Annotated in this window: 1 protein-coding gene; it reads left to right on the top strand. The window is 71.6% G+C overall.

Going from position 1 to position 415, the window contains the following annotated elements; genetic code table 11:
- Positions 1-415 (top strand): polyketide synthase (locus WA788_RS35655; RefSeq protein WP_335984670.1); only part of this gene is annotated, 415 nt, incomplete at both ends.

Below are 415 nucleotides of genomic sequence, written 5' to 3'. Positions count from 1 at the left end.
GGTCGATGGGCGGTGCAAGGCGTTCGGTGCGGGTGCGGACGGTACGGGGTGGGCTGAGGGGGTGGGGGTGCTGTTGGTGGAGCGGCTGTCGGATGCCCAGCGGCTGGGCCATCCGGTGCTGGCGGTCGTCCGCGGGAGCGCGGTGAACCAGGATGGTGCGTCGAACGGTCTTACCGCGCCCAACGGGCCGTCCCAGCAACGGGTGATCCGCCAGGCGCTGGCGGTGGCCGGCCTGGAGCCCTCGCAGGTCGACACGGTGGAGGCGCACGGCACCGGTACGACGTTGGGCGACCCGATCGAGGTGCAGGCGCTCCAGGAGACGTATGGGCGGGGGCGTGATGCTGAACGGCCGTTGTGGTTGGGGTCGTTGAAGTCGAACATCGGGCATGCGCAGGCGGCGGCCGGTGTCGGCGGT

It is taken from the genome of Streptomyces sp. CA2R106, from assembly GCF_037034245.1.
Classification (GTDB): Bacteria; Actinomycetota; Actinomycetes; order Streptomycetales; family Streptomycetaceae; genus Actinacidiphila.
Note: the sequence above shows the minus strand (reverse complement) of the source record. Positions and strands in the feature narration are given on the sequence as shown.